This window comes from Nonomuraea sp. NPDC003709 (genome assembly GCF_040610775.1).
GTDB classification, from domain to species: Bacteria; Actinomycetota; Actinomycetes; order Streptosporangiales; family Streptosporangiaceae; genus Nonomuraea; species Nonomuraea angiospora_A.
Map to the genome: position 1 here is coordinate 130,006 of NZ_JBEXMW010000024.1, position 26,902 is coordinate 156,907.

27 protein-coding genes are annotated in these 26,902 nt (G+C 71.5%); 7 read left to right on the forward strand and 20 right to left on the reverse strand.

The genetic code is table 11. The features are described from left to right. Nucleotides 1–61 precede the first annotated feature (61 nt). The 3 genes from ABZX61_RS50425 to ABZX61_RS50435 form a co-directional block, all read right to left on the reverse strand. A complete protein-coding gene (locus ABZX61_RS50425; protein ID WP_185072735.1) occupies nt 62–718 on the reverse strand; it encodes a response regulator transcription factor in 657 nt (218 codons plus the stop codon). A gap of 70 nt (nt 719–788) precedes the next feature. Further along, complete coding sequence (locus ABZX61_RS50430) at nt 789–2,516, reverse strand: serine/threonine-protein kinase (RefSeq protein WP_355206343.1); 1,728 nt, start codon at nt 2,514–2,516, stop codon at nt 789–791. Next, nucleotides 2,516–3,985: a zinc ribbon domain-containing protein gene (locus ABZX61_RS50435; protein ID WP_355206345.1), complete on the reverse strand. Its 1,470-nt coding sequence runs from the start codon at nt 3,983–3,985 to the stop codon at nt 2,516–2,518. The genes ABZX61_RS50430 and ABZX61_RS50435 overlap by 1 nt, the downstream gene beginning before the upstream one ends. A gap of 103 nt (nt 3,986–4,088) precedes the next feature. Between ABZX61_RS50435 and ABZX61_RS50440 the strand changes: the two genes are divergently transcribed. Further along, nucleotides 4,089–6,176, forward strand: a complete 2,088-nt coding sequence (locus tag ABZX61_RS50440) for a hydantoinase/oxoprolinase family protein (protein ID WP_355206348.1) — start codon at nt 4,089–4,091, stop codon at nt 6,174–6,176. Continuing rightward, entirely contained in the window at nt 6,161–7,885 is a 1,725-nt protein-coding gene (locus ABZX61_RS50445; RefSeq protein ID WP_355206351.1) for a hydantoinase B/oxoprolinase family protein, read from the forward strand. The genes ABZX61_RS50440 and ABZX61_RS50445 overlap by 16 nt, the downstream gene beginning before the upstream one ends. On the opposite strand, the gene ABZX61_RS50450 is transcribed toward ABZX61_RS50445, so the two are convergent. The 10 genes from ABZX61_RS50450 to ABZX61_RS50495 all read right to left on the reverse strand — a co-directional run bounded on the left by ABZX61_RS50450 (nt 7,804) and on the right by ABZX61_RS50495 (nt 16,754). After that, entirely contained in the window at nt 7,804–8,373 is a 570-nt protein-coding gene (locus ABZX61_RS50450; protein ID WP_355206354.1) for a Uma2 family endonuclease, read from the reverse strand. The genes ABZX61_RS50445 and ABZX61_RS50450 overlap by 82 nt on opposite strands. Nucleotides 8,374–8,405: 32 nt before the next feature. After that, entirely contained in the window at nt 8,406–9,044 is a 639-nt protein-coding gene (locus tag ABZX61_RS50455; RefSeq protein ID WP_355206356.1) for an adenosylcobinamide amidohydrolase, read from the reverse strand. Continuing rightward, nucleotides 9,041–9,814 carry an ABC transporter ATP-binding protein gene (locus tag ABZX61_RS50460; RefSeq protein WP_355206359.1) on the reverse strand — a complete coding sequence of 258 codons (774 nt, stop codon included), beginning with the start codon at nt 9,812–9,814 and terminating at the stop codon, nt 9,041–9,043. Before ABZX61_RS50460 ends, ABZX61_RS50455 begins: the two co-directional genes overlap by 4 nt. Beyond that, nucleotides 9,811–10,845, reverse strand: a complete 1,035-nt coding sequence (locus tag ABZX61_RS50465) for an iron ABC transporter permease (RefSeq protein WP_355206361.1) — start codon at nt 10,843–10,845, stop codon at nt 9,811–9,813. Before ABZX61_RS50465 ends, ABZX61_RS50460 begins: the two co-directional genes overlap by 4 nt. 2 nt (nt 10,846–10,847) lie before the next feature. Continuing rightward, complete coding sequence (locus ABZX61_RS50470) at nt 10,848–11,822, reverse strand: ABC transporter substrate-binding protein (RefSeq protein WP_355206364.1); 975 nt, start codon at nt 11,820–11,822, stop codon at nt 10,848–10,850. A gap of 198 nt (nt 11,823–12,020) precedes the next feature. Next, nucleotides 12,021–12,878: a Gfo/Idh/MocA family oxidoreductase gene (locus ABZX61_RS50475; RefSeq protein ID WP_355206367.1), complete on the reverse strand. Its 858-nt coding sequence runs from the start codon at nt 12,876–12,878 to the stop codon at nt 12,021–12,023. Nucleotides 12,879–12,984: 106 nt separating this feature from the next. After that, entirely contained in the window at nt 12,985–13,827 is an 843-nt protein-coding gene (locus tag ABZX61_RS50480; RefSeq protein WP_355206370.1) for an SDR family oxidoreductase, read from the reverse strand. Continuing rightward, nucleotides 13,824–15,026, reverse strand: a complete 1,203-nt coding sequence (locus ABZX61_RS50485) for a cytochrome P450 (protein ID WP_355206373.1) — start codon at nt 15,024–15,026, stop codon at nt 13,824–13,826. Before ABZX61_RS50485 ends, ABZX61_RS50480 begins: the two co-directional genes overlap by 4 nt. Further along, nucleotides 15,023–15,979, reverse strand: a complete 957-nt coding sequence (locus ABZX61_RS50490) for a phosphotriesterase-related protein (RefSeq protein ID WP_355206375.1) — start codon at nt 15,977–15,979, stop codon at nt 15,023–15,025. Before ABZX61_RS50490 ends, ABZX61_RS50485 begins: the two co-directional genes overlap by 4 nt. Beyond that, nucleotides 15,972–16,754, reverse strand: coding sequence for a phytanoyl-CoA dioxygenase family protein (locus ABZX61_RS50495; protein WP_355206377.1), 783 nt, complete (start codon nt 16,752–16,754; stop codon nt 15,972–15,974). The genes ABZX61_RS50490 and ABZX61_RS50495 overlap by 8 nt, the downstream gene beginning before the upstream one ends. 96 nt (nt 16,755–16,850) lie before the next feature. Here ABZX61_RS50495 and ABZX61_RS50500 point away from each other — a divergent pair, with 96 nt between their 5' ends. The 3 genes from ABZX61_RS50500 to ABZX61_RS50510 all read left to right on the forward strand — a co-directional run bounded on the left by ABZX61_RS50500 (nt 16,851) and on the right by ABZX61_RS50510 (nt 19,091). Next, nucleotides 16,851–17,495 carry a hypothetical protein gene (locus tag ABZX61_RS50500; protein ID WP_355206379.1) on the forward strand — a complete coding sequence of 215 codons (645 nt, stop codon included), beginning with the start codon at nt 16,851–16,853 and terminating at the stop codon, nt 17,493–17,495. A 64-nt stretch (nt 17,496–17,559) separates the two neighbouring features. Continuing rightward, complete coding sequence (locus ABZX61_RS50505; RefSeq protein ID WP_355206382.1) at nt 17,560–18,468, forward strand: TIGR03621 family F420-dependent LLM class oxidoreductase; 909 nt, start codon at nt 17,560–17,562, stop codon at nt 18,466–18,468. Nucleotides 18,469–18,506: 38 nt separating this feature from the next. After that, nucleotides 18,507–19,091: a histidine phosphatase family protein gene (locus tag ABZX61_RS50510; protein ID WP_355206385.1), complete on the forward strand. Its 585-nt coding sequence runs from the start codon at nt 18,507–18,509 to the stop codon at nt 19,089–19,091. Nucleotides 19,092–19,095: 4 nt separating this feature from the next. Here ABZX61_RS50510 and ABZX61_RS50515 read toward each other — a convergent pair whose 3' ends face one another. The 6 genes from ABZX61_RS50515 to ABZX61_RS50540 all read right to left on the reverse strand — a co-directional run bounded on the left by ABZX61_RS50515 (nt 19,096) and on the right by ABZX61_RS50540 (nt 22,467). Beyond that, nucleotides 19,096–19,359 carry a sigma factor gene (locus ABZX61_RS50515; protein ID WP_355206387.1) on the reverse strand — a complete coding sequence of 88 codons (264 nt, stop codon included), beginning with the start codon at nt 19,357–19,359 and terminating at the stop codon, nt 19,096–19,098. After that, nucleotides 19,359–20,240: a maleylpyruvate isomerase family mycothiol-dependent enzyme gene (locus ABZX61_RS50520; RefSeq protein ID WP_350741574.1), complete on the reverse strand. Its 882-nt coding sequence runs from the start codon at nt 20,238–20,240 to the stop codon at nt 19,359–19,361. The genes ABZX61_RS50515 and ABZX61_RS50520 overlap by 1 nt, the downstream gene beginning before the upstream one ends. A gap of 20 nt (nt 20,241–20,260) precedes the next feature. Beyond that, nucleotides 20,261–21,019, reverse strand: a complete 759-nt coding sequence (locus ABZX61_RS50525; protein WP_350741572.1) for a hypothetical protein — start codon at nt 21,017–21,019, stop codon at nt 20,261–20,263. Nucleotides 21,020–21,062: 43 nt separating this feature from the next. Continuing rightward, nucleotides 21,063–21,320: a hypothetical protein gene (locus ABZX61_RS50530; RefSeq protein ID WP_350741570.1), complete on the reverse strand. Its 258-nt coding sequence runs from the start codon at nt 21,318–21,320 to the stop codon at nt 21,063–21,065. A gap of 88 nt (nt 21,321–21,408) precedes the next feature. Further along, nucleotides 21,409–21,645 carry a DUF397 domain-containing protein gene (locus ABZX61_RS50535; RefSeq protein WP_185072716.1) on the reverse strand — a complete coding sequence of 79 codons (237 nt, stop codon included), beginning with the start codon at nt 21,643–21,645 and terminating at the stop codon, nt 21,409–21,411. After that, complete coding sequence (locus ABZX61_RS50540; protein WP_350741585.1) at nt 21,646–22,467, reverse strand: helix-turn-helix transcriptional regulator; 822 nt, start codon at nt 22,465–22,467, stop codon at nt 21,646–21,648. 377 nt (nt 22,468–22,844) lie between these two features. Here ABZX61_RS50540 and ABZX61_RS50545 point away from each other — a divergent pair, with 377 nt between their 5' ends. Both ABZX61_RS50545 and ABZX61_RS50550 read left to right on the forward strand, forming a co-directional pair. Then, nucleotides 22,845–23,339 carry an ATP-binding protein gene (locus tag ABZX61_RS50545; protein WP_350741568.1) on the forward strand — a complete coding sequence of 165 codons (495 nt, stop codon included), beginning with the start codon at nt 22,845–22,847 and terminating at the stop codon, nt 23,337–23,339. A gap of 80 nt (nt 23,340–23,419) precedes the next feature. Continuing rightward, nucleotides 23,420–25,837, forward strand: a complete 2,418-nt coding sequence (locus ABZX61_RS50550; protein WP_355206392.1) for a helicase-associated domain-containing protein — start codon at nt 23,420–23,422, stop codon at nt 25,835–25,837. On the opposite strand, the gene ABZX61_RS50555 is transcribed toward ABZX61_RS50550, so the two are convergent. After that, a complete protein-coding gene (locus ABZX61_RS50555; protein WP_355206394.1) occupies nt 25,821–26,834 on the reverse strand; it encodes an ABC transporter substrate-binding protein in 1,014 nt (337 codons plus the stop codon). The two genes, ABZX61_RS50550 and ABZX61_RS50555, sit on opposite strands and share 17 nt — an antisense overlap. Between the last annotated feature and the right edge of the window lie 68 nt (nt 26,835–26,902).

Here is a 26,902-nt window from a genome sequence, read left to right on the forward strand (position 1 = left end):
CCTGTATCTACCGCCTTCTGACGGAAAATATACACATGATGCTCCATGTACCGCCAAACCCTCAGGCGGCGCCCGGCCGAACCACCCCGGTCTCGTACGCGAAGACCACGGCCTGCGCCCGGTCGCGCAGCGACAGCTTCATCAGCACCCGCGCCACGTGCGTCTTGACCGTGGCCTCCCCCACGTACAGCTCCCCGGCGATCTCCGCGTTGGTGAGGCCGCGCGCCAGCAACCGCAGCACCTCCAGCTCGCGCGGCGTCAGCTCGGCCAGCCGGGGCGAGGGCGTCGGCTCGGCCCGGCCCGCGAACGTGGCGATCACCCGGCTCGTCACGGCCGGGTCGAGCAGCGCGTCACCCGCGTGCACCACCCTGATCGCCTCCAGGAGCTGCTCCGGCGGCGACACCTTCAGCAGGAACCCGCTGGTGCCGGCGCGCAGCGCGGCGTAGAGGTTCTCGTCGGTGTCGAACGTGGTCAGCGTGATGACCTTGGGCGGCGACGGGTCGTCCAGCAGCTCCTTGGCCGCGGCCAGCCCGTCGAGCCGGGGCATCGAGATGTCCATGAGCACGATGTCCGGCCGCGTACGCCTGACCACGGCGACGGCCTCGCGCCCGTCGGACGCCTCCCCGACCACCTCCATGCCGGGATCGCTGTCGACGACCATGCGCAGCCCGGCCCTGACCATCGCCTGATCGTCGGCGATGACTATGCGAATGCCCACAAGCCGGAGGGTAGACGCCGGGCACCCGCCTTGAACACCCAGGCCAAGCCGCACGCAAGTGAGTCACAAGTCACGACACATGGACGCTCTGCCGGATGCGGGTCTGGGTGGCGTCGTCGCACGTGGCCTTGGCGCAGAAGTACATCACGAGCATGGTCTTGGGCTGGCGGTCGATCACGTAGCTGACGAAGCCCAGCCTGGTGCCGGACGCAGGGTCGTGCAGGGAGCCGTCGAAGCGGGTGGCGGGACTGGTGCCGGCCTGGTCCGGCACGGGTTTGCCGACGTCGACCTGGCCGGGCAGCAGGGCCTCCATCTTGGCCTTCATCTGCTCGGAGTTGCCGCCGGCGTCGAGGGTGTCGGAGACCTGGACGTAGACGCCCGAGGCGGAGTCGGGGTCGTCCTCGACGACCTGGGAGATCGCCGACCAGTCCGCTCCGGGGCCGGCCACGAACAGGGACTCGAACTCCTGGGCGTGCGGCGAGACCACCGCGAACAGGTCCTGGTGGGTGCGCACGGTCCAGTCGCCCGGGTACTCGAACGTGAGCGGCGCGGCGGCGCTGGTCTTGTAGCGGGACCAGGTGTCGCCGCGGTGGTTCATGATGATCATGGCGACGAGCGCGAGGGCCGCGACGGCGGCGACCAGCGTGGCGGCCACGATCGGGACGCGTCCCGGGCGTTTCTTGGGCGCGGTCGGATGCGTGGGGGGCGCGGGGGCCCGGTCCGACCCGATCGGCGGGAACGGGGGCCCCAGGACGGGCGCGGGACGCGGGCCTGAGGTGAGCCCAGACGCGGGGCCGGTCGGGGGGCCGGTCGTGGGTCCCGTCGTGGGTCCCGTCGTGGGTCCGGTCGTGGGTCCCGGGACAGGCGCGGGGTACGGCGCCGGGTGCGGCCCGGAGTGGGGACCCTGGCGGGGCACGAGGTGCGGCCCGCTGGTGGGGCCGCTCATGGGGTCGGACTGGTGCCCGCTGATCGCGTCACGCAGCGCGGTCACGAACTCCGTACAGGTGGCGTAACGCTGCTCGGGCGCCTTGGCCAGCGCCCGCATCATCACGGCGTCGATCTGCGCGGGCAGGTCGGGCCTGAGCTGCGACAGCGGCGTCGGCTGCTCGGCCAGGTGGGCCCAGAGCAGGGCGATGTCGTTCTCGCGCTGGAACGGCAGCCGCGCCGACAGCCCCTCGTAGACCACGCACGCCAGCGCGTACTGGTCGGCGCGGCCGTCGATGTGCTCCTTGTTGATCTGCTCGGGCGACATGTAGCGGGGCGTGCCGATGAACTGGTCGGTCTGGGTCAGCCCGGAGATCGACGAGCGGTGCTTGGTGATGCCGAAGTCGGTGAGGTAGACGTGGTCGCCGGCCATCAGGATGTTGGCCGGTTTGACGTCGCGGTGGATCAGGTCGTGCGCGTGCGCGGCGTCGAGGGCGGCGGCGACCTGGGCGAAGACCTGGTTTGCCTGGGCGATCGGCAGCGGTCCGCGGTCGTAGATGAGCCGGCGCAGGTCGAGCCCGTCGACGTAGCGCATGGCGATGTAGAGGACGCCGTCGGCGTCCGCGTTGGCCTCGTAGATCGGGATGATGTTGGGGTGCTCGATGCTGGCGACCGTTCTGGACTCCAGGATGAACCGCTGCCTGAACCGGTCGTCGACGCTGAGCACCGGGTTGAGGATCTTCAGCGCCACCCGGCGGCTCAACCTGGGGTCGAGCGCAAGGTAGACCACGGCCATGCCGCCCTTGCCGACGATGTCCTCGATGTAGTACCCGGCCACCTCCTGGCCGATAAGCGATCTTTCGTTCAATGGCATCACGTCTCGATGGGGTGGCCGCAGTAACCGCAGAAGCGATGCGCGGGCCCGAGTCGCATGCCGCACGAGGTGCAGTACTTGATCCCCGGGTTCGGCGCGGTCATCACCTGCTGTTGTTGCTGCGGGACCATGGGGAACGCCTGCGACCGCCGTACGACCACGGTCTGGTTGGCCCCGTCGTCGAGCGGTGGCGCGGCCGCCCCCGGTGGTTCTGGCGGCTCTGTCACCTTTTCAGGAGCACGGCGGCGCCACAGCAGATACGCCCCGCCCGCGGCCGCCATGAAAAGGATTCCGGCCGCCACGATGAACGGCCACAGCGGGGTCGACCGGGTGGTGGTGGCCGCCACCTGTTTCGTACCCTGGTCCTCCGGCCCGCCCCGTTTCTCCAGCGAGGTCTTCAGCAGCTTGGCGGCCACCACGTTGCCCGGATAGAGCTCGAGCACGCGCTGGAAGCCGGGCGCGGCCTCCGTGTAGTACTTGGTGTGGTAGCGGGTCAGCGCCGCCTCGAACGCCGTGTCGATCGCGCCTCTGCGCGGCGCCACCTTGGCGGCGGCCAGGATGCCGTTGATCTCCCTGACGCCGATCATCCTGCCCTCTTTGCCGCCACCCACCAGCAGGCCGATGACGTGGCCGTTCTTGTCGCCGATCACGGGGGCGCCGATGAGTCCCTGGTCGGCCAGGCCGCCCAGCTTGACCGGCTCGTCCACCTTCTTCTCCGGGTCGGCGAACGGCCTGCCGTTGTCACCGCCCCCGCCACCCTTGCCCAGGTGGGCGATCTCGACGGTCTCCAGGACCTTCGGGCCCGGCCGGCCGAGGAAGCCCGCCACGTTGGTGGGCGCGCCCTCCTGCTCGGGCACCTGGTCGGCGAGCGGCGCGGTGGGCATGCCGACGCCTCCGGTCATGGGGGTCACCGGCACCAGCACAGCGGGGCTGTCGGGCGTCGGGCCGGCCTTGATGCACTTGACCTTGATGCCGTTGGGGGTCGGCGGCGACACGTTGGGATAGGCCGTGATCTCGGTGGTCACGTTGATGATGCAGGTGGCGGTGTCGGTCTTCGGCGGGTAGCACTCCGCCAGGTGGTGGTTGAGCAGGTCGTCCTTGAGCTTGTGCTTCTCGTAGTCGAGGGGGATCTTCACCTTGTGGTGCTCGGCGAAGACCTTGTTCGCCGCGTAGATCGCGACGTCGTTGGGGTTCACGGCCAGGCGCCTGAGCGCGACGATCGTGCCGTCGGGGTTGACGACGGTCCCCGTGCCCGCGGCGAACGGGATGTCGTAGGACCGCTCCACATGTTTGAGCTCGCCGATGTGGTCGAGCAGGGTGATCTCCACATGAGACACGGCTTCCAGTCGCACCACGGCGGGGGTCACCAGGTCGGTGATCCCGCTCGGGTGTTCGTGAGCCGCGGCCGGCATCGCGATCAGCACCAGTGCCGTCGCGACGCCACCGGCAAGAGCTGTGAGGCGCGCCATCTCCGCTCCCAACGCAGGTCTAGGACCAGGGTCCCAATCGCATGCTGTAAGTCAATAGACCGCCACGTAGACAAGCGCTTGCTAGGGGGCATAACGTACCCAGGTGGGCTACACGATCGGCGTAGATGTCGGTGGCACCTTCACCGATGTGGTCCTTGGAGGCACGTTCGGCGCGATTGCCGTGGCCAAATGTTTGAGCACCCACTACGACCCCATCGCGGGCATCGTGGCCGGCGTTACGCGCGCGCTCGGCGACCGCGACCCCGCGCAGGTCACGCGGGTCGTCCACGCGACGACGCTGGCCACCAACGCGGTGCTCGAACGCAAGGGGGTCCGGGTGGCTTTTGTCACCACCCAGGGCTTTCGCGCCGCCATCCCGCTCGGGCGCTACGCGCGGGTCGAGGAGGACCGCTACGATCTGCGCTTCTCGCCGCCGCCTCCGCCGGTGGCCGCGGGCGACTGCTTCGAGGTGGTGGAACGCGTCTCGGCGCGCGGGGCGGTGCTGACGCCGCTGGACCTCGATTCCGTACGCCGGGCCGCTGCGGCGATCACGGCCCGCGGCATCACGTCGGCGGCGGTCTGCCTGCTGCACTCGTACGCCAACCCGGCCCATGAGCGGCAGGTCGCCGAGCTCCTGCGGGAGTCGATCCCGGACGTGGTGACGTCGTCGGAGATCTGGCCGGAGATCCGCGAGTACGAGCGCGCCACCACCACCATCATGTCCGCATATATCGGCCCATTGATGGCTTCGTACCTTTCGCAGCTCCAGGAGCGGCTGGCCGAGATCGGGATCCGCGCGCCCGTCCACGTCATGGAGTCGAGCGGCGGTGTGATCTCCGCCGAGCTGGCCGCCCGGCGCGCGGTGGCCACGATCGAGTCGGGCCCGGCGGCGGGGGTGCTGGCGGCGGCCGGGACCGGGTTCCCGGACGTGATCTCGTTCGACATGGGCGGGACCACCGCAAAGGCGTGCGTCGTACGCGGCGGTGCGCCCGAGATCACGAACGAGTTCCACGTCGGCGGCAAGGGCAGCTTCGGCGGCCGACGCGCGGGCACCGGCGTGCCCATCAAGACCCCGGCCATCGACCTGGCGGAGGTGGGGGCGGGCGGGGGCAGCGTCGCCTGGCTCGACGCGGCCGGCGCGCTCCGCGTCGGCCCGCACTCGGCGGGCTCCTCCCCCGGGCCCGCCTGTTACGGCCTGGGCGGCTCCGAACCCACGGTCACGGACGCGAACCTGGTCCTCGGTTACCTCTCCTCGGCCTCGCTCCCCCTGACCCCGGACCTGGCCGCCAAGGCCCTCGACCGGCTGGCCTCGCCGCTCGGGGTCTCCCGGGAGGAGGCCGCGTACGCCGTGCACGAGATCGTCAGCGCCTCGATGGCGTCGGCGGTGCACGTGGTGACGGTGCAGCGCGGCATCGACCCGCGCGGCTTCGCCCTGGTCGCCTTCGGCGGCGCCGGTCCCATGCACGCGGCCCGGGTCGCGGAGCGCTTCGGGATCGGGACGGTCGTGGTGCCCGCGCACTGCGGCGTCGCCTCGGCGGCCGGACTCCTCACCGGCGCCCTCTCCACGGACCGCGTCCTGTCCCGCCTGGACGCCCCCGACCCCTCCGCCGTCTTCACCTCCCTGGCCACCGACGCCGCCGCCGACCTGGGTGTCTCACTCTCGGACCCCGGGGTGCTGGTGTCACGGTCGGTGGACGTCCGCTTCAAGGGCCAGTCCCACGACCTGACCGTCGGGTGGACGTCTTCCCGGGAGGAGCTGGCGTCCCGCTTCTTCGCGCGGTACGAGGAGGTGTACGGGATCGCGCAACGGGGCGAGATCGAACTGGTCAGCTACCGCATCCACCTCACCGCCCCCACCTCCCCACCCCCCGACACCACCGGGAATGAGGCCGCCGGGAACGGGACGGCCGGCGACGGGGCAGCCGGGAACGGGGCAGCCGAAGACGCGACAGCCGGGGGCGGGGCAGCGGCGGCCGTGCCCCGGGCGAGGCGGGCGTACTTCCCGGAGACCGGCGGCTACGCCGAAGTCCCCGTCCACACCAGGGACACCATGGCCGGCGGCCCGCTCCACGGCCCCGCGATCATCGAGGACGCCGAGTCCACGATCGTCGTCCCGCCCGGCTGGACCGCCACCCTCGCCGAGACCCGCGCCGTCCACCTCACCAGGAGCACGACATGCCCGACCTCCTGACCGCCGAGGTGCTCAGGAACGCGCTCGTCGTCGCGGCGGAAGAGGCCAGCATCGTGGTGGTCCGCTCCGCGTACTCGACGTTCATCGTGGAGGGCTCGGACGCCTCGGCCGCCGTCCTCGACGCCCGGGGCCGCCTGATCGCCCAGTCCATGGCCACCACCCTCATGAACAGCATGGCGCTCAAGGTGGCGCTCCCCGAGCTCCTCAAGGACATCCCCGCGGACCGGATGAGCCCGGGCGACGTGTACGTGCTCAACGACGCCTACCGGGGCGGTGTGCACACCAACGACCTGCTCGTCTACCGCCCGGTCTTCGTCGGCCAGACCCCGGCCTACTTCACCGCCACCATGATCCACGTCTCCGACCTGGGCGGTCTCTCGGCGGGTGGCATGGCCCCGCTGGCGACCGACATCTTCCTGGAGGGCCTCCAGCTCCCGCCGGTGCGCCTGGCCACCGAGGAGGGCCTGGACCCGACCGTGGAGGCCATCCTGCGGGCCAACAGCCGTACCCCTGACAAGGTCATGGGCGACGTGCGGGCCCTGGTGGCCGGGACGGCGGTGGCCGCCGCCCGGCTGGAGACCCTGGTCGGCGAGTACGGCGCGGAGGGCCTGAGCGCGGGCGTCGACGACTACCTGGACTACACCGAGGCCAGGACCCGCGCGGCGCTGGCCGAGCTGCCGGCGGGCCGGTTCGAGGCGGCGTACCCGATCGACGATGACGGCATAAATCCCGAAAAATCGCATGAAATCCGGGTCGCCGTCACCCTCGGCGACGAACGAGCCGTGCTGGACTTCGCGGGCACCGGCCCGCAGGTTCCGGCCGCGATCAACGCCTCGGCCTCGCAGTCCCTCGCCGCCGCCGTCTTCGCCGTCCGCTGCTTCCTCGACCCCACGATCCCCATGAACGACGGCTGCCTGCGCGCCATCGACGTACGCCTGCCCGAGGGCTCCCTGCTCAACGCCCGCTCCCCCTACCCGTGCGGCGGCCGGTACGTCCCGATCTACGCCGCCATGGAGGCCGTCTTCCAGGCCATGTCCGACGCCGCCCCCGAGCGTGCCATCGCCCCCAGCGGGATCCTGCAGCCGTTCTCGATCGCCGCCGTCGGGGCGCCGTACTGGATCCACCTCTCCTACGACTTCGGCGGCGTGGGCGCCCGCCGGGGCCTGGACGGCCCGGACGCCACGGGCGTGCACTTCGGCATCGGCCGCAACTCGGTGCCGCAGGCGGAGCCGGTGGAGAGCCGCTGCCCGCTGATCGTCGAGTCCGTCGAGACCATCCCGGACTCGGGCGGCCCCGGCCGGTTCCGCGGCGGGCTGGGCTCGCGCACGGTCTACCGTTTCCTGGCCGACTGCCACGTCACCACCCGTGGCGACCGCCTCCGCCTCCCGCCCCCTGGCCGTGCCGGCGGGCAGCCGGGGCGGCTCGGCGGCTTCTTCAGGCGCCACCTGGACGGGACGGTGGAACGGCTGGCGTCCAAGGTCAACAACGTGCGGTTCGCGGCCGGGGAGGCGTTCATCGTGGAGACGACGGGCGGCGCCGGCCTCGGCCCACCGGCCGAACGCGACCCCGAGGCGATCCTGGCCGACCTGGAGGCGGGCCGCGTCACGCCACGGGGGGCGGCCGAGGACTACGGCTTCGAGACCAGGTCGGCGGGGTCGAAGCGCACCGGGAAGGGCGACGACAGGGGGACGCCGGTCCCGGCTCCATAGGCGATCGGCGGGCCATAGGTGTCGCCGTCGAGTTCATGGACGTAGAGCACCTCTTCGTCCGGCTCGATGCGCCAGTAGACGGGGATGCCCGCCGCCGCGTAGGCCAGAACCTTCAGCGCTCTGTCACGCCCTTGGGTGTCCGGGCCGACCACCTCCCCGACGAGATGCACCTGCCCAGGTGAGAGCACTGGCTCGTCCGCCTTGATCGCCTCTTCCGGCACGACCACCAGGTCGGGGATGTAGAAGTCCCGGTCGCTCGCTTGCACGCCGACGCCCATCAGCGGCGTCAGGTCGTGCGGCACCTCGCGATCGAGAACGCGCATCGCACAGGAGATGGCCCGCTGGTGCGGGATCGTCGGCAGCGGGCTGATCAGGAGGCTTCCGTTGAAGAGTTCGTAGCGATTCCCGTCATCGGGAAACGTGAACAGGTCCTCGACGGAATAGGGCGGCCTGCCAGGGAGGACTGTCGGCCCGGCGATGGAGATCACGTGCCAAGTATCGGACCTCACGCACACTTCCGTCACGTGAAGTCACGAGGCCGCCACGCTTCGGTGCCCTGGCGGACCGCCGCGTGGACGGCGCGGGCCGCGCGGGCGCCCCACTCCGAGCGCGGCCCGCCGAACAGCTCCGCGGGCCCCTCCGCCGGCGCGGCCACGCAGACCGCGTCCGAGGCCGTGCCCGTGCACGGGAAGCCCGCCTCGATCAGCGCCTGGGACTTCGCCTCCGTGACCGTCATCACCGCGTTGACCAGGGCCGCGTCCGTCATGGCCACCGGCAGCACGGTCACGATGTTGATGGTCCCCACCCGCATCGGCGCCAGCTCCGGGTCCGCGCTCCCCTCCGGGGCGGCGGCCCAGGTCGGGACGCGGAGGCCGACGGTCGCGTACGCCTCCACGCCGCCGTCAGAGGCCTGGACGCAGCGGTCGACGGAGGCGGCGGTCAGCATGCCGACGCCGTCCCCCTCCGGGCCTAACGACAGCAGGTGGTCGACCGGGTCCATCCGTGAATACCCGGCCACCACCTGCGCGTTCAGCACCCACTCGCGCGGGCCGATCCCGCCGCCGAGCAGCGCGGAGGAGATCATCCGCCAGCCCGGCCCGAACTTCCACAGCAGCGCCCCCAGCCGCGCCCCGTCCTCCACCCGATATGTGAGCTTCATGGCCCTCCCCTGACGAGGTGCACGACGGGCCGGCCGTCCGGCCCCGGCTCGATCTTCACATGGGCGTCGAAGTGCCGTCCCACCAACGGCTCGGTGAGCACCTGGGCGGGCTTGCCGGAGGCCACCGCGCGCCCGCCGGCCAGCAGGAGCAGGGAGTCGGCGTAGAGGCCGGCGACGGTCAGGTCGTGCAGGGTGGTGACGACGGTCAGGCCGTCCGCCCGCCGCAGCCGGTCCACCAGCTCCAGCACCTGCTGCTGGTGCCCGAGGTCGAGGGCCGTCGTGGGCTCGTCCAGCAGCAGGACGGGCGCCTCCTGGGCGAGGGCCCTGGCCAGCACCACGCGCTGGCGCTCGCCGCCGGACAGCTCCCCCGCGCGCCGCATGGCGAGCGCGGTCAGGTCGAGCCGTTCGAGCACGCCGGCGGTGACCTCCCGGTCGTGCGCGCTCTCGCGGCCCAGGTAGGGGATGTACGGGGTGCGCCCGAGCAGCGCGTAGTCGAAGACCGTCATGTCGGGCGGCAGGGCCGGGGCCTGGGGGGCGTAGGCCAGCAGGCGGGCACGTTCGCGGGGCTTGAGCCGGGCCGCCGGACGGGAGTCCAGCGTGACCTCGCCCCGGTGCGCGACGAGGCCCATGACGGCCTTGAGCAGGGTGGACTTGCCCGCCCCGTTGGGCCCGATGATCGCCAGCCACTCGCCGCGGCGCACCTGGAGGGAGACGTCGGACACGACCTCGCGGTCGCCGAGCCGTACCGACAGCGCCTGGGTGCTGATCACGTCGCAGTCCGCCTGGTCATGCGCAGGACGCCGACGAAGAACGGCGCCCCCACGAACATGGTCACCACTCCGATCGGCAGCTCGGCGGGTGCGATCACCGTACGCGCGATGAGGTCGGCCAGCACCAGGAACGCCCCGCCGCCGATCAGCGAGAGCGGCAGGACGATCCGGTACGAGCCGCCCGCCAGCCGCCGCACGATGTGCGGGATGACGATGCCCACGAACCCGATCAGCCCGCTCACCGCCACGGCCGCCGCGGTGGCCAGGGAGGCGGCCAGCAGCACGGTGAGGCGCACCCTGGCCGCCCGCACGCCGAGGCTGGTGGCCTCCTCGTCGCCCACGGACAGCACGTCCAGCATCCGCCCGTGCAGCAGGAGCAGCACGGCCGAGACGGCGGCGTACGGCAGGACCAGCCAGAACTGGTCCCACCCGCCGCCCACGTCGCCGAGGATCCACGAGTAGACGCGCTGCAGTTCCTCGACCTTGAACTGCTGGATGAACGTCTGGATCGCGGTCAGGAACGAGGTGACCGCCACCCCGGCCAGCACCAGCGTCGCGGTGCCGCCGGAGCGCCCGGCGGTGTTGCCGAGCGTGTACGCCAGGAACACCCCGCCCACGGCCCCGAGGAAGGCCGCGACGGGGATGCTCGCGCCCGACTCCGGCAGCAACACGATGGCCACGGTCGTCGCCAGGCCGGCCCCGGCCGCGGCGCCCAGCAGGTACGGGTCGGCGAGCGGGTTGCGGAACACGCCCTGGTACCCCGCCCCCGCCATGGCCAGCAGCCCTCCGACCACCGCCGCCACCAGCACCCGCGGCAGCCGCAGCTCGAACAGCAGCCCCTGCTCGACCGGCGCGAGCCCGGAGTCCACGTGCACGAACGGCAGCCAGTCAACGGCCTGGAGCACCACCTGCCACGGCGAGATGTCGGCCGCCCCGTCCAGCAGCCCGGCGATCATGCAGACGGCCAGCACGCCCAGGGCGCACGCGATCCAGAGTGGTCTGGCCCTCGACGGGCCGGCCTGCGCCGCCATGGTCAGCTCTTGGCCCCGGCCTTGGCGACCGCGGCGCCGATGGACTCGGCGAGCTGGACGACGCGCGGCCCCCAGCGGGAGGCCAGGTCGTCGTCGAGCTGGATCACCTGGTCGTTCTTGATGGCCGACAGACCCTTCCAGCCCGGCCGCTTGGCCAGGGTGTCCTTGCTCTGCTGGCAGCACTTGACGTCACCGAGGAAGATCATGTCGGGGTCCGCCTGGGCCACGAACTCGGCCGACAGCTTCGGATAGCCGCCCGCCTGGTCGGGCGCCTTGTCCGCGATGTTGGTGAGGCCGAACAGGCCGTAGACCTGGCCGATGAACGTCTGGGACGTCGCCGCGTACGGCGTCTGGTCGAGCTCGTGGTAGTACGTGAGCTTCTTGTCCTTGGGCGCCTCGGCGGCCAGTTTGTCCATGGCCGTCTTCATGCCGGAGACGACCTCGTCGGCCTTGGCCTGGTTGCCGGTGGCCGCGCCGATCTCGGCGATCTCCTCGTACGCCTCGTCGAGCTTGGTGGCGGCCGGTTCGAGCAGGACGGGCACGTTCACCTTGCCCAGCTCGGCGACGATCTGGTCGATGTCGTTGGAGACGATGACCAGGTCGGGCTTCTGGGCGACGATGGCCTCGACGTTCGGCTTGAAGCCGGACAGGTCGGTCTTGGGGGCCTCGGCCGGGTAGTTCGACTGGTCGTCCACGGCGACGACCTGCGGGCCCGCGCCGATGGCGAAGAGCGTCTCGGTGTGGGTGGCCGAGAGGGAGACGATCCGCTCGGGCTTCTTGGCGAGGGTGACCTTGCCGTTGCCCGCCTCGACGGTGACGGGGAAGCCCGCCCCGGAGTCAGGCGCGGAGGCGGAGGCGGGGGCGGAGGAAGCGCTGGGGGCGGCGGACGGGGTGGCTGTGGTGCCGGTCTGGCCGCATCCGGCCAGGATCAGCGTTCCCAGCAGCGCGCCCGCGAGGGCCGTACGTCGGGGCCTCACGAGTAGTCCTTTCACTGTCGGAACCGAGAGACCCGCGTTTGAGCGACGGATCACCCTTTTCCACGAGGGTTGATGACGTCAGCGCAGAGGCAGGCGACCTGGCTATGACAGTTGCGGGACAGCGCCGGACTCGCACCGGACTTCGCTGCGACCCTGCGCATCGGACAAACGCTATCAATCCTCCGGATGCCCGCGGCGTCAAGGGGCCAGTTGGGACTCCGCCTCGGCGATGATCTCCTGGAGCCTGAGCCCGTGGGCGGCGTCGAGCGGGTGGCCGCCGCCGTTCCGCACGGTTCCGGCGAACTCCTCGGCGATGGCGTCCAGGGGGTCGTCGTCGAAGTGCGGGAGCACGGCGCTGCCGGTGCGGCCGTACACGGCGAACGTCGCGGGCGGCAGGTCGCCGACCGCGGCCATGCACAGCGACGCCTCGGAGACCGCGCCGCCCTCGTGCTCGAGCAGCAGGCCGGTCCAGCCGAGCGAGTTGCCGTGCGCGCGCACGCCGGTCACCGGGCCGAGCGCGGCGCCCAGCAGGTCGATCACGTGCGGGCCGACGTCGAGCAGCACGCCGCGCTCCAGCCGCCAGGGGGTGGCGAAGGGGTGGTCGCCGAGGAGGGTGCCGGAGATGTTCGCGGCGTGGCCGCCGAACGGCTGGATCTCGCGGCACCGGGCCAGGAAGGCGCGGGCCTGGGGGGCGTACCGCAGGGTGAGCACCAGCTGGGAGGCGACGCCCGCCTCCGCGACGGCCTCGGCCAGGCGCCGCGCGCCGTCCAGCGTGTCCGCGAGCGGCTTCTCCAGCAGCAGCGCCTTGCCCGCGCGGGCGGCGCGGACGCCGAGCTCGGCCTGTACGGCGGGCGGCACGCAGAACGCCACGGCCTCGCAGGCGTCGAACAACTCCTCGACGCGCTCGAACACCGGTGCTCCGAGCCGGGCGGCGGCCTCGGGACGGCGGGCCCACACCCCGGCCAGCCGCGTGTGCGGCCCCTTGGACAGCATCGGCGCGTGCGCCATCTCGGCCCACGGGCCCGCTCCGATCAGCCCGACCGCCACCGGCTCCATGAGACCTCCCCTGTACCGCACGTATGGGGAGGATCTTCCCACACCACCGGCATGACGGCCGGTGGCTCGATGGGCGGGTGCCCCGCGCGGCGCCCGCCCATCGGCGTCAGTGGGGCCCGTCGTTCAGATCGCGCCGGCGCTGGACGGCGTGCTGCGGGCGGTGGGCCAGGGTGCCGGAGTCGATGGTCAGGGTCTGACCGGTGATGCAGCGGGCCTCGTCGGAGGCGAGGAAGCACACCAGGTTCGCGACGTCGTCGGGGGTGCACGGCCACGGCAGGAGGCGTTCGGCGGCCTTGTCGGCGAGCTGCCCCTGGCTCAGGGCCCGCTGGGCGGTCTCGGTGAGGACGAGGGCGGGGGCGACGGCGTTGCAGCGGACGCCGCGGGAGCCGTACATCGTGGCCACGTAACGGGTGAAGCCGATCAGGGCCGCCTTCGAGGCCCCGTACGCGGCGTGGACCTCGTCCCCGACCAGGGCGGACACCGACGACATGAGGACGATGGCGCCGCCGTCCGGCATGGCGGGCACCGTGTGCTTGACCATGAGCATGGCGCCGCGCAGGTTGACCTCCATCGTGCGGTCCCAGACCCCGACGTCGAGCGAGTCCAGATCCCGGTCGCGGCCGTAGACGCCGGCGTCGAGCGCGGCGGCGTTGGAGTGCAGGACGTCCACCCGGCCGAACGACGTCACCAGGGCCGCGACCGCCTCCTCCACCTGCTTCTCGTCGGAGACGTCGCAGGTCAGGGCCATGGCCGTGCCGCCGTGGGCGCGGATGGCGGCCGCGGTGGACTTCGCCCCGGCCGCGCGCAGGTCCAGGACGCCGACGCAGGCACCTTCGGCGGCCAGGCGGGCCGCGCAGGCCGCGCCGATGCCCGAGCCCGCGCCCGTCACCATCGCGACCCGGCCGTCGAACCGGCCTGAGACGAACCGGCCCGAGGGGCGGCCGCTCACCACTCCACCGCCAGGGACGTCAGGCCGCGGCCGACGATCGACCTGCGGTGGGCGACCGGCTCGCCGGGGACGAGCCGCAGGCCGGGCAGACGGCGGCCGAGCACGTCGAGCGCGGTGCGCAGCTGCAGGCGGCCGAGCGCGGCGCCGACGCAGAAGTGGATGCCGTAGCCGAAGACCATGTGCTCGGCGGCGTTCGGCCGGTCGATCAGGAAGCGCTCCGGCTCGGGGAAGACGCTCTCGTCGTGGGCCGCGGAGTCGGTGGAGAGCAGGACGAAAGCGCCGGCCGGGATCGTCACGCCGTGCAGGGGGATGTCGGTGACGGCGTAGCGGAACGAGCCCAGCGACGCGCCGTCGATGCGCATGCACTCCTCGGCGGCGTTCGCGACCAGGTCGGGCTCCACCGGCCAGGCACCCTCCCGCAGCAGGCGCAGGACGGTGTTGCCGAGCTGGTTGGGGACGGTGTCGTTGCCGCCGAGCAGGATCGTGGAGATCAGCTCGACGACCTCGCGATGGGTCAACTCCGCGCCGATCAGGGAGGTCATCAGGGACGTGAAGTCGTCCTGCGGGTCCTTGGCCCGGGAGGCGACCAGGCGGTCCACGTAGTCGAGATAGGTCAGGAAGCTGCCGGCGAGTTCGAGCTGGCGCTCCGGCGGCTGCGGCGACAGGAAGAGCTGGAACCAGTCCTTGACGTGCGCCTGCACGAACGCCTCGTCGGCCTCGGGCACGCCGATGAAGCGGGCGGTCAGCTTGATCGACGGCTCGTGGCCGATCTCGCCGACGAAGTCGGCGCTCTTGCGCGGCTCCAGGCGGTCGAGCAGGTCCTCGTTGAGCCGCCGGAACTCCTGCTCCATGGCCGCCACGGCGCGCGGCGTGAACGCCTTCGACACCGATCGGCGCAGGCGGGTGTGGTCGGGCGGGTCCACGTTCGCCACGAAGCTGGACAGGAACGAGCCGTGCTCACCCAGCTTCTCCCTGGTCTCGCGGGTCAGGCTACGGGAGATCGTGAGCGAGCCCTTGGAGGAGAAGCGCCGCGGATCGCCGTAGGCCGCGCGCACGTCGGGGTAGCGGGTCAGGACGTACGCGCCGAGGTGCTCGCTGCGGAAGACCGGCCGCTCCCGGCGCAGCCCGCGGAGGAAGTCGTACGGGGCGGCGACGTGCCAGTCCGCGCTGACGTCGAAGTCCTCGATGTCACCGGTCATGCGAAGATCCTCCGCGGGTTGTCGACGAGCATCTGGTGGACCTGGTCGTCCGTGACGCCCCTCTTGCGGAGCTCGGGAACGACGTCGCGGGGGACGTGGAGAAGGTGGTAGTTGGGGTGGCGCCGCCGTACGACGTCGGCGTCGAAGCGGTCGTTGAAGCAGTACGAGTCGTGACTTAAGACCATTTTTCCGGCGTGTCCGCGCTCGCATAGCTTCGCCACGATCTCCACGCGGTCCTCGAACGGGCTGATCGTCTCGATGCCGAAGCGGTCCATGCCGAGGTAGGAGCCGTTGGCGATCAGCTCTTCCAGGTAGGCCACGTCCGTGGAGTCCCCGGCGTGCCCGATGACCACCTGGCCCAGGTCCACGCCGAGCTCGCCCAGAAGGCGCTGCTGTTCGAGGCCGCCCCTGGAGGCGCTGTGGGAGTGCGTGGTGATCGGCGTGCCGGTCTCCAGGTGCGCCTGCGCGACCGCCCGGAACACCCGCTCGCAGCCCTTGGTCATCCCCAGGTGGTCGGAGGCGCACTTGAGCATGGCCGCCTTGACGCCGGTCCGGCCGATCCCCTCGACGATGTCCCGTACGAAGAACTCGGCCAGCCGGTCCGGCCCTCCGAACAGCGACCCCGGGCCCCGGTTGGCGAAGTACGGCGGCAGGGCGTCGTAGGTGTACAGGCCGGTGGCGGCCACGATGTTCACGCCGGTCAGCTCGGCCACGCGCTGGACGGCGGGGATGTACCTGCCGAGCCCCACCACGGTCAGGTCCACGATCGTGTCGATGCCCTCGGCCTTGAGCGCGTCGAGCTTGCCCGCCGCCTCGCGCGCCCGCGTCTCGAGGTCCCAGCCCTCGGGGATGTCCGGCCAACTCCACAGGATCTCGGGGCTCAGCCCGAAGACGTGCTCGTGCATGAGCGTCGCCCCGAGCTCCGCCACCGGCCCCCGTACGGTCTCAGGCATCCCGGCCTCCGAGGCTCACGACGGGGAATCTCTCGTGCTCGAACGGCCGGTTGACCTCGAGCCCGAGCCCGTCGGTCTGCCGGTAGGGCAGGCCGGTGTAGAGGGCGTCGGCGTCGAAGTACGTGACGGTGAACGACAGGCGCGGGCTGTCGCGGCGGTTCGCGGGCGCGCCGTGCACGGTCAGGGCGTGGTGCACGGTGGCGTCGCCCGCCTTGAGGTCGAGCGGCGGCGACAGCTCCAGCTCCTTGAGCCACGGGTGCTGGGTGAGCTGGTCGTCCCCCGGGCGGGTGAAGCTCCGGCCGAGCAGCCCGTACCGGTGCGAACGGTCGTAGAAGCGCAGCGACCCCATGTCGGCGGGCACGTCGGCGAGGGCCAGCCACACGGTCAGCATGGCCGAGCGGTCCATCGGCATCCAGGGGAAGTCCTGGTGGAACTCGGTCGCGCCGTGCTCCCCCGCCTCCTTGACCAGGAGGTTGGTGACCTGCACGCGCACAGCCCGGACGCCGCGCAGCAGCCGTACGGCGTTGCGCCCCATCTCGGGGCTCGACGTCAGCGCGCCGAACATCCCGTCGCTCGCCGCGATGTCCCTCGACTGCCCGAACGCCTCGTCGACCAGCGTCTCGTGGCTCCTGGACCGGCCGTTCAGTAAGCCGGTGGCGCGTTCACGCAGGGCCGCGACGGTGCCCGGGTCGATCAGCCGGCCGAGCCGCACCCAGCCGTGCTCGCCGAAGAACGCCGCCTCGTCGTCCGTCACCTGGCGCACCGGGATCTCCATGCCCCCAGTCTGGCACCTAAGCAAGCGCTTGGTAAACCCGCGATTTGAGTAGCCCCTACTCATGCACGCACCGCCCCGCGGGCTCACCCTCGGGGCATGACCACAGTTGAGACAACCTCCTCCACCGCCGGTTTCACCCGGAGCGCGATGATCGCCTGCGCCGCGATCTCACCGCTCACCATCGCCGTGTCGCTCCTGCTCGGCCCGTTCGACGCCACGGCCGAGGGCGAGCCGTACATCCGCGCCATCGTCGCCGACCTCGGCGCGTACGCGCTCTGGAGCTGGGTCGCCGCCCTCGGCGCCGTCACCCTCATCCCCGCGATCTTCGCGGTGAGCAAGGTGGCCCGGTCGGGGCGGCCCGTGCTGGGGCTGGTGGGCATGATCCTCGCCTTCGCCATGGCCCTGCCCTTCGGCCTGACCTCCGACGACACCATCTACGCGGCCGCCAAGGCCGGGCTCGACGTGCCCACCACGAACCGGCTCGTCACGGAGCTGAGCGAGGGGATGCCGACGTCGATCTTGGGGTTCACGTTCTTCCTGAGCCTGCTCGGGTTCGTGCTGCTGGGGGTCGCCGCACTCCGCAGTGCCGCGCCGAAGTGGGCGGCCATCGCCATGATCGTGGCGCCGTTCCTCATCCCGGTCGCCTGGATCGCCGGGCTCCCGGGCGCGGTGGGCGGCGTGGCCTGGCTCGTCTTCACCGCCGCCACCACAGGTATCGCCCTCGCCCTCCCCTCCCGCTGACCCGCGTGGCCGGTCGGCGCGTACAGTGTCGCCCAAGCGCTTGCTCAACGTGATGGGAGGCATCGTGCGGCGGTTCAGGTTCGGGGCGGTGGTGCGGGAGGCCGGGTCGGGCGCGGCGTGGGCGGAGAAGGCGCGACGGCTCGAAGCGCAGGGGTACGACGTGCTCCTCGTGCCCGACCATCTCGTCGGCCCCAGGTTCGCCCCCATCGCCGCGCTGACGGCGGCCGCCTGCGCCACCACCCGGCTGCGGGTCGGCACGCTGGTGTTCGCCAACGACTTCCGGCATCCGGCCGTGCTGGCCAAGGAGGCGGCCACGCTCGACCTGCTGTCCGGCGGGCGGCTGGAGGTCGGGATCGGGACCGGGTGGATGGCGCGCGACTACGACGGGGCCGGGCTGACGCTGGAGCCGCCGGGGGTGCGGGTGGAGCGGCTGCGGGAGGCCGTGGCCGTGCTCAAAGGGCTCTGGGGGGACGGGCCGTTCAGCTTCCAGGGCAAGCACTACCGCATCGACGGCCTCGACCAGCAGCCCAAGCCCGTGCGGAGGCCGCGCCCGCCGATCGCGCTCGGCGGTGGCGGGCCGCGCATGCTGCGGCTGGCGGCCGAAGAGGCGGACGTCGTGAACCTCGGGATGCGGGTCCGGCCGGACGGGAGCGGGCCCGACGACCGGGACGGCGGGCCGGCGGCGTTCCTGAGGAAGATCGAGATCGTCCGCGAGGCCGCGGGCGACCGCTACGACGCACTGGAGCTGGGGACGAGCGTGGTGCAGGTGGGCGAGCGGAAGGCGGAGGAGGCGTGGAGCGCGGCCGACAGCTCGTCGCTCGGCGAGACGCCGCAGGTCCTGCTCGGGACTCGCGCCGACATCATCGACAAGCTCCGCTATTGGCGGGATGAGCACGATATTTCGTATTTCGTGGTGCATCATGAGCGCGACCTGGACGCCTTCGCCCCCGTTGTCGAGGAGCTCGCCACCTGACGCCGGGCCGGAATCGGGCATACCGGATGATGGACTCCATGGAAGAGATGCTGCTGCTCCGGCACGGTGAGACCGAATGGAGCAAGGCGGGTCAGCACACCGGACGTACGGACCTGCCTTTGACGGAGCACGGCGAGGACCAGGCCAGGGCGTTGGCGCCGCTGGTCAAGGGGCAGTCGTTCGATCTGGTGCTGGTCTCCCCCGCCCAGCGCGCACGGCGTACGGCGGAGCTGGCCGGCCTGACCGGCTACGAGGTGGACCCGGACCTGTGGGAGTGGGACTACGGCGGCTACGAGGGGATCACCACGCCGAAGATCCGCGAGAGCCACCCCGGCTGGTACCTGTGGCGGGACGGCGTGATCCCCGGCGACGCCGAGCACCCCGGGGAGAGCGCCGAGCAGGTCGCCGCCCGCGCCGACCGGGTGATCGAGCGGGCCAGGAAGGCCGGGGGGCGGGTGGCGCTGGTGGCGCACGGGCACTTCCTGCGCGTGCTGGCCGCCCGCTGGCTGGGCCTCGGGCCCGAGGAGGGCAGGCTGCTGAAGCTGGACACGGGCACGTACTCGCGGCTCGGCTTCGAGCACGCCGAGCCCGTGCTCCTGACCTGGAACGCCCCGATCAGCTGACGGGTCAGCCGACCTTCGAGCGCACGGCCGACTCGTGCAGGGCCCGGCTGACGAGCCAGCCGCGCAGCGATCCCAGCGCGGGGTCGTAGGAGAGCGGCTGCTCCCACAGGGCCGTGAACACGTTCTGGGTGATCTCCTCGGCGTGCGCCTGGCTGCCGGTGACCCTGACCGCGACCCCGTACACGTACGATCCGTGCTGGTCGTAGGCGTCGGCCAGCGCGTCGAGGTCACCGGCGGTCAGCCGCGTGCACAGTTCCAAATCGCTCATCAATCGCACCCCAACGTGGCGGCGGCGCTGATCATGTCGCGGGCGAGGGCGGAGTCGCCCTCGGCGGCGTACGGGAAGGAGTCGGGCGGCCGGCGGTTGGCCAGCAGCCGGCAGAAGTCCACCGCCCCGGCCGACAGCAGCACGGCGACGTGGTCGGAGGTGGGCGACAGCGGGATCGTCCAGGTGCCGCCGCCCGGCCCGGTCAGCACGACGGTGGCCGAGACGTCGCGGCGCGGCTCCCGCATCGCCCGCGGCAGCAGCGCCAGCCCGAACTCGGCGATCATGTGCACGTGCTCGGGACGCGGCGGCTCCTGGGAGCGGTCGGTGGCGGCCCTGATGTCGTCGGCGTGCGTCCACGTCTCGAACGTGCGCTGGATCAGGGCCTGGCGCAGCGGCGCGCGGGCCGGCCTGGCTCCCGCCAGCGCGACCTCGACGCCGAGCAGCACCTCGCTGCCGGCGGAGACCCGTTCGAGCAGGCTGCCGGCCTGCTCGCGCCAGCGCCGGTGCACGGGCAGGCCGCTCATGCCGCGCACGCCCATGAACCGGGCCACGGTCGCGTCGTTGGCCGCCAGGTGCTCCATCAGCCCCCTGACCGTGCCGTGCCCGGCGATCGGGGCCTCCCACTGGGGCCCGCTCAGCTCGCCGAGCAGGTCGTCCATGAGCGCGACCTGCTCGGCGTACGGGACCACCACGGACGACACGCCCAGCACGGCTGGGCTGCGGCGGCGGCGCGCCTTGGACAGCACCGCCTCGCGCAGCGTGGGCGGCGGCTCCGCCGCCGGGTCGGGATGGTCGAGCAGCGCGATGGCGGCGCGACAGTCGGGGCACGCGGCGACGTGCTCGTCGGGGCTCTGCCCGTTGGAGAGGTACGAGTCCGTCATGGCCACCTCCGCAGCCGACGCTAACCCGGCGGGACCTCCGGCGCCAGGCGGCAACCGGGGAACGGTGCCAGAAGCGTCTCACGCCAGGGGCCTTCCAGATAGTCGCGAGCCCGTTTGCTCCAGTCCAGAAGCCGGGAATCGGGCGCGACCTCGTCGTCGAGGCCCAGGGCGGCGTCGCGGGCGCGCTGGGTGGCCAGGTGGTCGTCGAGGGAGACGGCCCAGACGGTGACGGCCTCGGTGTCGCAGAACAGCACCTCGTACAGCCCGACCAGGGTGTGGCCGTGCTCGGCGAGCAGCGGCGCCCGCTCGGTGCGCACGGCGTGCAGGTAGTCGAGCGCGGCCCCCGGGCGGACCCGGGCGCTCTCGAAGAGGTAGAGCTCGGCGGCGGGCGCCTCGGACAGCGGCGGGCAGCCGGGCACGGCGCCGAGGGGCCGGGAGAAGGCGGAGAAGCGCAGGTCGTCGATGTCGGACAGGAAGAGCCGCTCGTCGACGCCCTGGTAGATCTCCATCATCTGCCGCCAGCCGCCGTCCCACCCGCCGTGGCAGTCCCACAGCGTGACGGCCTTGAACTGCGGATGGCCGGTGATGCCGACGGCGTAGAAGGCGCCCACCAGGTCGATCTCGCGGGACCTGATGGACATGCCGGAGGTGAGCGAGGGCGCGGCACGGCTCTCGTCCTCGCGTTTGTAGCGGGTCAGCCAGGTGAGGTACTCCAGGGGCCGCCTGGAGTTCATCGGCCGGAAGTCGACCTCCTCGATCAGGTGGATCGCGCGCCGCACCACGCCTCCTCTACCAAGCGGTTGCTTGGCACGAGGATAGCGATCAGGTCAGCGCTTGGGAAGGTTGCGGCCCCCGCCCCGTGAGCCACTCCAGGACCCTGCGGTGCCCGGAGGCGGCGTCCTCGAAGTGGCCCCAGTGCCAGTACCGCGGCTGGTCGCGGATACCGGTCACCCAGGTCCGGTAAGAGACGGAGGCCCCCGTGGTGGCGGGCGCCACTCCATACGTACGGATCACGACCTTGCCGCCGGGTGCGAACAGCACGTCGTCGGCGATCGGATACAGGGTCATCTGGTCGAGCATGACCCTGATCCTCGCGGCAACAGAAGGCCGGGCTGTTAAGCCTCCGGCGCGCCCCCGTTAAGCGGGCGCGCCGGAGGTTACAAGGCTGTTAAACGAGCAGGCCGTCGAACTCTCCGTCCTTAACCCCGAGCACCAGGGCCCGGATCTCGTCGCGGGTATAGATGAGGGCAGGGCCGTCGGGGAAGCGCGAGTTGCGGACCGCGATCCCCCCGTCAGGAAGCTCGGCGAGCTCCACGCAGTTGCCCTGCGAGTTGCTGTAGCGGCTCTTGCGCCAGGCGACCTGCGTCAGGTTCGCCGCGGGCATGCCGTTGTAGGTCTGGTTCATCTACATCTTTCTGAGAAGACCGCCGATGAGCTCGACGGTGCCCCCTGGCGTGGTGCTCTCCACGCACAACTGCTCCATGGCCGTGAGGTACGGGTCGATGTCCTCGCGTTTGTCCAGGTACAGGGCACCCCATAGCTGCTCGACGTAGACAACGTCCGACAAGTCGGACTCGGGAAACCGCAAGATGCTGAACGCGCCCCCTTCAGCGGCGTGCTTACCGAACCTGAAGGGCATCACCTGAATGGTGATGTTGGGAAGGGCAGCCACTTCCAGCAGATGCTGGAGCTGCTCCGCCATGACCTCCCGCCCGCCGATGGTCCTCTTGAGCGCTGCCTCGTCGATGACGGCCCACAGGCGGGGTCCGTCCTTCTGGGTGAAGCGCTCCTGACGCTGCATGCGCATATGCACGCGGCGCTCGATTTTGTCCGGACTCAGACCGGGGTTGCCAAGCTGGAATACCGATCGCGCATACGAGGCGGTCTGCAACAAACCGGGCACGAACTGCACCTCGTAGGTGCGGATCATCTCGGCGGCCTCCTCCAGGCCCACGTAAGTGGTGAACCACGAAGGCAGCTCGGCCGAGTACTTGTGCCACCACCCGGGGGTGTTGGCCTCGCGAACCATCTCCAGCAGGGCACGGCGCTCGGCATCGTCGACGACGCCGTACAGGGTGAGCAGGTCTTCCACGTCACGTGTCTTGAAACCGACCCGACCGAGCTCCATCCGGCTGATCTTGGACTCGGACGCCCGGATGTGGAATCCGGCCTGTCCGCGGTCGAGCCCGCTGGCCTCACGCAGGCGCCTGAGACTCGCCCCCAGCATGATGCGCCGAACGGTCGAAGCAGAACCGGGCGGATCAATGGACACGTGCTGCTCCTTGTTCGTTTCCTTGCGACGCGGTGGGCCGCGTTCGGCGGTCCACCGCAAGTAGCGGAGTATGCACCTATGGTGGGCCGCACCCAGCGGATCGCCATAAGTAGCGGAGTCTGCACTTACGGTGAGCTGCGGTCGGCGGCCCACCGCATGTTGCGGGGTATGCACGTACAGTCTGTCACTTCACGGCCGAAAGATCATGGGCCGCGGACAAGATCCCCTTTCCCCCATATTGACCATTTGAGGGCAACGGTAGCGCTTGCACAGGTTGTCTGCACGTGCATTCGCTCTTGCACCTGCACGAGAGTTTGTCGCAGAATGATCACGTGCAATCCACCACGGCGCCCGGCCAGTGGACCACGTTCGATTGGTGGCCTCCGGTCGGCTGGTGGCCGGAGGCGGCCCGCGATCTGCTGGTCCCCGGCCCGTCCGCGAGCGCCACGTTCGTGCTCCCGCCCAGCCCCGCCTCGGTCCACTCGGCCCGCAGCTTCACCACCGGCACGTTGTCGGGATGGGGGCTCGCCGAGCTGACCGAGAACATGGAGCTGGTGGTCTCCGAGCTCGCCACCAACGCGCTGCGCCACGGCCTGCATCTGGACGAGCCCCACTGCCGGCGCCCCGTCCACATGTCCCTCGTCCGCCGGGGACCCCTCGTGACCGGCGCATTCACCGATCCAGGCTCCTCGGTGCCGGTGCTGCGATACCCTGGCCCCCTTGACACCGGCGGCCTCGGACTCCACATCGTCGAATCACTCAGCCTCCGCTGGGGCTGGTCCGCACTTGCACCTCACGGGAAGATCGTCTGGGCAGTCCTCTCCTGACCGGGGGTGATCTGCATTACCGTGGATGCTCATGGCTCACGGTGAGTCCCCGCGTGCGACCCCATGAGAGTTGCTCACAGATGGAAGATCACCTGCTCGGCTGGCTGCGAAAACTGAACGAAGACAGGCTGGGCCGTGTCCTGGCCAACAGGCCCGACGCCATCGCCGCTCCCTGGCCGCGGCGGCTCGACACCCTGGCCCAGCGGCTGAGCAACGGCTTCGCCGTGATGGAGACCCTGCGGGCCCTGCCGCTGCCCTGCCTGCAGCTCGCCGAGGCCGCCCTGGCCATGACCCGCCCCACGGCCGAGCGGCTGGCCGGCTTCGTGGACGCGCCGGTCGAAGAGGTGACCCCCTGGCTGGAGCACCTGTACGACCACGCGCTGGCCTGGCCGGGCGAGGACGGCGTCATCCATCTCGCGGAGGGCGTCGCCCGCTGGTGGTCCGCCCCGCTCAGCCTGGGCGAGCCGCTGGACCACTACCTCAACTCCTGGTCGATCGGCAACGACGCGCTCCACGCGCTGGCCCGCAACCTCGGCCTGTCCTCCCACGGCCACAAGCGCCGCGTCATCACCCGCGTCACCGAGGCGCTCGCCGACCGCGAACGCCTCAACGCGCTGCTGCGCGGCGCCCCCGACGGCACGATCCCGCTGCTCGACCGGGTCGCCTGGCAGGGCCCGGCGCTCAACGTCGACGGCGGCCGGTTCGTCACCCCCGGCACGCCGGAGAAGTGGTGCGCCGACCACGGCCTGCTCTTCCGCCCGAGCTGGCACGTCGCGGAGATCCCCCGCGAGGTGGCGATCTGCCTGCGCGGCCCCGGCTACCACCCGGCCTTCCGGCCCGAGGCTCCCGAGGTGGCCACGATCCCGGTCGACCCCGAGGAGGTCGACCACCTGATGACGCTGGCCGCGCCGCACGTGGTCGAGCGGTGCGCGGCCCTGCTCGACAACACCGCCAAGACACCGCTGCCCCTGCTCAAGACCGGCGGCGTGGGCGTGCGCGAGGTGCGCAGGGTGGCCAAGGAGACCGGCTGCGACGAGGACGAGACACGGCTGCTCCTGGAGGTCTGCGCGGTGGCCAGGCTGCTGGCCTGGGACGAGCAGTCGGGCGGCATGATCCCCACCGAGCGCTTCGACCGGTGGCGGCTCGACGAGGGCTCGGCGCGGCTGCGGGTGCTGCTGGCGGCCTGGTGGCGCATGGAGCGCTCGTCGCTGCGCAAGGTCGACGGCAAGTACGGCACCGTGCTCGGCGACGACCCCTCGGGCAGCGCGGTCGCCAGGATCCGCAGGGCCGTGCTGCCGGTCCTGTCCGGTCTGCCCGCGGGCACGGCCTTCGCCGACCGTGACAGCCTCGTGGCCAACGTCCACTGGCACGCGCCGCTGCTCGACCTGGAGCTGCTGCTGGCCTGCGCGCCCGCCGTGCTCGACGAGGCCACGCTGCTGGGCCTGCTGGCCAACAACGCGATCACCGACCTCGGCCGGGCGATGGCCGGGCTCATCGCCGGGCCGGGCGACGAGAACGACGACGCCGTGCCCATGGTCGAGCACGACCCCGTGCTGGCCGAGGCGGCCACCAGGGCGCTGGCCAGCGTGCGCAGGAGCGCGCTGTTCGGCCCCGACCTGACCGCGGTCGTGACCGGGCCGCCGTCGGCGGAGCTGGCGGCGCTGCTCGACCGGGCCGCCGACCGCGAGTCGCGGGGCGCGGCCTCGGTGTGGCGGTTCACGACCGAGAGCGTGCGCCGGGCGCTCGACCACGGCTACGACGCCGACGCCCTGCTCGACGAGCTGGCCGGGGTCGGCACGATCCCGCAGCCGCTCGAATACCTCGTACGCGACACCGCGCGCAGGCACGGCGAGGTCACCGTCACCACCGTGGGATGCGTCGTCCAGGCCGGCGACCCCGCGCTGCTGGCCGAGATCGCCGCGCACCGGCGGCTGGGCCGGCTGGGCCTGCGGCTGCTCGCGCCCACGGTGCTGGTGAGTGCCGCGCCCGCCGACCGCACGCTGGCCGCGCTGCGCGAGGTCGGCTACTCCCCCGTGCCCGTCGCCGACACCGGCCAGATCACCATCCACCGCGCCAGGCCCGAGGAGCCGCCGAACGGCAAGCTGATCCTGCTGCCGGGCGGCCAGGTGGCCGAGCTGTCGGAGTTCCCCGGCCTCGCGGAGCTGGAGGTGCCCTACATGCTCGCCGAGCCGACGCCCGACCCGTACGAGCATGCCCGCCGCCTGGTCACCGCCGGCCGGACCGCGGACGACAGGAACGGCCGCACGTGGGCGATCATCGGCAGGATGGCCACCAGGCTGCCGACGGCCCAGCAGTCGCTGCTCGGGTTCGTGGTCGACCGGGGCGTGCGCGCCGGCATCACGCTCACCGACGGGCTGACCGCCACGATCAGCCACGGCGAGCTCAAGGGCGGCGCGCTGGACGCGTGGTGCGAGGAGGCGGGCGACTACCTCGAGTTCCCCCTCGCCGAGATCGTCGAGGTCAGGGGAGCTCTTTAGCCTTCTTCAGGTTGGCCACCAGCCCTTCGAGGAAGGCCGCGTAGCCCTGGTAGCTGTAGGGCGCCTCGGCGTTCCACGGGTAGAGCTGGCCGGCCTCGACCGCGGGGAGCTTGGCGAAGGTGGGCTTCTTCATCATCTCCTCGGGCTTGAGCGACTGGGTGCGGGTGTCGTAGAGGATCACGTCGGCGTCGTACTCGTCGGCGTTCTCCCAGCTCAGCGTCTGGAAGAAGCCGCCCTCGTCCACCTTCGCAGGCTTGACGACGTCGAGGCCCGCGTCCATCAGGTGCACGATGTCCGGGTACTCCGGCGGGTTGACCACCCACATCGCGTCGGGGCCGCCGGACATCATGAGGATCTTGAGGTTCTTGAACTGCGCGAGCTCCTTGGTGGCGGCCTCCATGCGGGCCCTGGCCTCGGGCACGCCCTGCATGTCGGCGCCGAGTGACCTGGCCAGCTCCTCGTACTTGCCGATCACCTGGGTGGCGCTGCGGCCGGTCAGCATGATGCCCGCGGTCGGGGCGACCTGCTCGATGGTGTCCTTCGACTTCTCGGGCACGTACCAGAGGGTGCCCTTGATGTACATGCTGCTGACCAGGAGGTCGGGCTGGAGGGCGATGTACTGCTCGACGTTGAACTCGTCCCACACGTTGCCCAGGCCCTGGACCTTGGTGATGTCGACGTTGCCGACCTGCGGGTCCTTGGAGCCGTCCTTGAGCTTGTGCGGGCCGAACACGGCGACGGGGCGCACGCCGAAGTCCCACAGGGCGGCGGCGGCGCCGACCTGGGCGACGATCCTGGACGGGGTCTTGGGCTGCTCGGCCTTCTTGCCGCGGTCGTCGGTGAACGACCAGCTCTGTGCGGTGGAGGACGAGGCGGTGGGAGCGGCTGACCCGCCGGGGGCCGCCGGCTCGCCACCGCACGCCGCCAGTGTCAGAGCTGCCGCGAGGCCCGCGGCGGACGCCAGAAAACCCCTGCGAGGCAGAACCGGTCCCGACATGTACATCTCCTAAGGTTAGGCTTGCCTGATTACTGGACGTTTAGATTAGCCTTACCTAAGTTTGACCG

Coding starts and splice junctions, on each gene's coding strand:
- ABZX61_RS50550 (WP_355206392.1), top strand. CDS start 23,420: ATGGAAGATCACCTGCTCGGCTGGCTGCGAAAACTGAACGAAGACAGG.
- ABZX61_RS50540 (WP_350741585.1), bottom strand. CDS start 22,467: ATGCTGGGGGCGAGTCTCAGGCGCCTGCGTGAGGCCAGCGGGCTCGAC.
- ABZX61_RS50430 (WP_355206343.1), bottom strand. CDS start 2,516: ATGCCATTGAACGAAAGATCGCTTATCGGCCAGGAGGTGGCCGGGTAC.
- ABZX61_RS50485 (WP_355206373.1), bottom strand. CDS start 15,026: ATGACCGGTGACATCGAGGACTTCGACGTCAGCGCGGACTGGCACGTC.
- ABZX61_RS50520 (WP_350741574.1), bottom strand. CDS start 20,240: ATGACGGACTCGTACCTCTCCAACGGGCAGAGCCCCGACGAGCACGTC.
- ABZX61_RS50510 (WP_355206385.1), top strand. CDS start 18,507: ATGGAAGAGATGCTGCTGCTCCGGCACGGTGAGACCGAATGGAGCAAG.
- ABZX61_RS50475 (WP_355206367.1), bottom strand. CDS start 12,878: ATGGAGCCGGTGGCGGTCGGGCTGATCGGAGCGGGCCCGTGGGCCGAG.
- ABZX61_RS50515 (WP_355206387.1), bottom strand. CDS start 19,359: ATGAGCGATTTGGAACTGTGCACGCGGCTGACCGCCGGTGACCTCGAC.
- ABZX61_RS50555 (WP_355206394.1), bottom strand. CDS start 26,834: ATGTCGGGACCGGTTCTGCCTCGCAGGGGTTTTCTGGCGTCCGCCGCG.
- ABZX61_RS50455 (WP_355206356.1), bottom strand. CDS start 9,044: ATGAAGCTCACATATCGGGTGGAGGACGGGGCGCGGCTGGGGGCGCTG.
- ABZX61_RS50465 (WP_355206361.1), bottom strand. CDS start 10,845: ATGGCGGCGCAGGCCGGCCCGTCGAGGGCCAGACCACTCTGGATCGCG.
- ABZX61_RS50535 (WP_185072716.1), bottom strand. CDS start 21,645: ATGAACCAGACCTACAACGGCATGCCCGCGGCGAACCTGACGCAGGTC.
- ABZX61_RS50495 (WP_355206377.1), bottom strand. CDS start 16,754: ATGGAGATCCCGGTGCGCCAGGTGACGGACGACGAGGCGGCGTTCTTC.
- ABZX61_RS50490 (WP_355206375.1), bottom strand. CDS start 15,979: ATGCCTGAGACCGTACGGGGGCCGGTGGCGGAGCTCGGGGCGACGCTC.
- ABZX61_RS50500 (WP_355206379.1), top strand. CDS start 16,851: ATGACCACAGTTGAGACAACCTCCTCCACCGCCGGTTTCACCCGGAGC.
- ABZX61_RS50530 (WP_350741570.1), bottom strand. CDS start 21,320: ATGCTCGACCAGATGACCCTGTATCCGATCGCCGACGACGTGCTGTTC.
- ABZX61_RS50445 (WP_355206351.1), top strand. CDS start 6,161: ATGCCCGACCTCCTGACCGCCGAGGTGCTCAGGAACGCGCTCGTCGTC.
- ABZX61_RS50435 (WP_355206345.1), bottom strand. CDS start 3,985: ATGGCGCGCCTCACAGCTCTTGCCGGTGGCGTCGCGACGGCACTGGTG.